This window comes from Micromonospora antibiotica (assembly GCF_017599305.1).
Lineage (GTDB): Bacteria > Actinomycetota > Actinomycetes > Mycobacteriales > Micromonosporaceae > Micromonospora > Micromonospora antibiotica.
Genome location: NZ_JAGFWR010000057.1, coordinates 1 through 2592, shown reverse-complemented (window position 1 = coordinate 2592; position 2592 = coordinate 1). Strand labels below are relative to the sequence as shown.

General features: G+C 74.0%; 1 protein-coding gene. It reads left to right on the top strand.

The window, feature by feature from the left end; all coding sequences use genetic code 11:
- Nucleotides 1–2592, top strand: a 2592-nt coding sequence (locus JQN83_RS32545) for an SDR family NAD(P)-dependent oxidoreductase (protein ID WP_208570988.1), incomplete at both ends; no start/stop codon positions are given.

Genomic DNA, 2592 nt, shown 5'->3' with positions numbered 1-2592 from the left:
CACCCCCACCCACCTCCACCTCCACCTCACCACCCCCACCCCCACCGGCCACCAAACCCTCACCATCCACACCCGCACCACCACCACCTGGACCACCCACGCCACCGCCACACTCAGCCCCGAACCGGCACCCGACTCCACGCCCGCGACGCCCGGCGTCTGGCCGCCGCCGGGGGCGCAGCCCGTCGACCTCTCCGGCCTGTACGCGCGACTGACCGACCACGGCTACGCCTACGGCCCGACCTTCCGTAACCTGCGGGCGCTCTGGCGGCACGGCGACGAGCTGTACGCGGAGGTCAGCCTCCCCGACGGGACCGAGATCGACGGGCACGTCGTACACCCGGCGTTGCTGGACGCGGCGCTGCACGCGCTGATCGCGACGCCGGCCGACCTCGACGGTCCGCTGCGGGTGCCGTTCTCCTGGGGTGGGGTGCGCGCGACCGGCCGCAGCGCCGCCGCCCTGCGGGTGCGGTTGACCCGGCTCTCCGAGCACGCGGTACGGCTGGTCGCCACCGACCTCGACGACGCCGAGGTGATCACCGTGGAGGAGCTGACCACGAGGCCGCTCGCGGTGGACCGGTTGGCCGCCCCGTCGGCCCCGGTCACGCCGCTGCGGGTCGAGTGGGTGCCGCAGGAGGCCGATCCGGCCGCCGGGTCGACCGCCGTGCACGTGGTCGGCGTGGACCCGCTGAAGTTGGCCGACGCGCTCCGCTCGGCCGGCCGCGACGTCGCCGTCCACGCCGACCTGGACGCTCTCGCGGCCGCGATCGACGCCGGCACGGCGGTCGCCGCCGACACCCTGGTGACCTGCGTGACCGACGGTGGCCCGGGGCCGGCGATCGACCGGGCCGCCCCGCGCCCTTCCGACGAGGTCGTCGCCCTCGCCCACGAGGTCGCCGAACGGGCGCTGGGGTTGGCACAGCGGTGGATCGGCGACCCCGCCTTCGGTGACCACCGGCTGGTGACGGTCACCCGGGGGGCGGTCGCCACCCGGACCGGGCCGGAGATCCAGGATCTGCCGGCGTCCACGGTGTGGGGGTTGATCCGGTCGGCGCGCGCCGAGTTCCCCGACCGGTTCGCGCTGCTGGACCTGCCGGGTCCGGCCGATGCGACGTTGTCGTCGGCGTTGGCCGGGCCGGAGCCGGAGGCGGCGGTGCGGGACGACACCACACTGGTCCCCCGGCTGGTCCCGGTCGCCGACTCCCCGGCCGTGCTACGGCCCCCGACCGGCGGCGGGAACTGGCGGCTGGACGTGACGAGCCGCGGCACGTTGGCGAACCTGGCGCTGGTGCCGTCGCCCGCGGGGGACCGCCCGTTGGCCGCCGGCGAGGTACGGGTCTCGATGCGCGCGGCGGGTCTGAACTTCCGGGACGTCATGATCGCGTTGGGGCTCTACCCGGGCGACGACGCGCAGATCGGTGGCGAGGGCGCCGGCGTCGTGGTCGAGGTCGGCTCCGAGGTCACCGGGCTGGCGGTCGGGGACCGGGTGATGGGGTTGTTCCCCGAGGGCTGTGCCGGCCCGGTGGCGGTCTCCGACCACCGTCATCTGGTGCGGACCCCGGCCCGGCTCAGCGACGTCGAGGCGGCGGTCCTGCCGATCGTCTACCTGACCGCCATGTACGGCCTGACCGACCTGGCCGGCCTGCGGGCCGGTCAGCGGCTCCTCCTGCACACCGCCACCGGCGGGGTCGGGATGGCCGCCCTGCACTACGCCCGGCACCTCGGGGCCACCGTGCACACCACCGCGAGCGCGCCCAAGCAGGCCACCCTGGCGGCTCTCGGGGTCCCCGCCACCCACATCCACGACTCCCGGACGACGGCGTACGGCGAGCGCATCCGCGAGACCGATCCCGCCGGTGTCGACGTCGTGCTGAACACCCTGACCCACGCGCACGTCGACACCAGCCTCGCGCTGCTGGCCGAGGGGGGCACCTTCCTGGAGATCGGCAAGACCGACATCCGCGACCCGCACACCGTCACCACCACCCACCCCCACCTCACCTACCAGCCCTACGACCTCCTCGACGCCGGACCCACCCGCATCCACCAACTCCTCACCACCCTCACCCATCTGCTCACCACCGACGCCCTGCCCGCCCTGCCCGTCACGGGCTGGCACGTGACCAACGCCCCCGACGCCCTGCGGCACCTCAGTCAGGCCAGGCACACCGGCAAGATCGCGCTGGTCGTCCCCGCACCGCGGCCCGTGCGGGGCACCATCCTCATCACCGGCGCCACCGGCGCCCTCGCCACCCACACCGCACGACACCTCGCCACCACCCACCCCCACCACCACCTCCTCCTCACCACCCGAGGCAACCCCGACACCCTCACCCCCCTCACCACCGAACTCCACACCCACGGCACCACCACCCACACCGCCCAAATCGACCTCACCCAACCCCACCAACTCCACCAACTCCTCACCACCATCCCCACCACCCACCCCCTCACCACCGTCATCCACACCGCCGGCACCCTCCACGACACCCCCCTCACCACCCAAACCCCCCACACCCTCCACACCACCCTCACCGCCAAAATCGACACCACCCACACCCTCCACACCACACTCCAACACCACCCCGACGT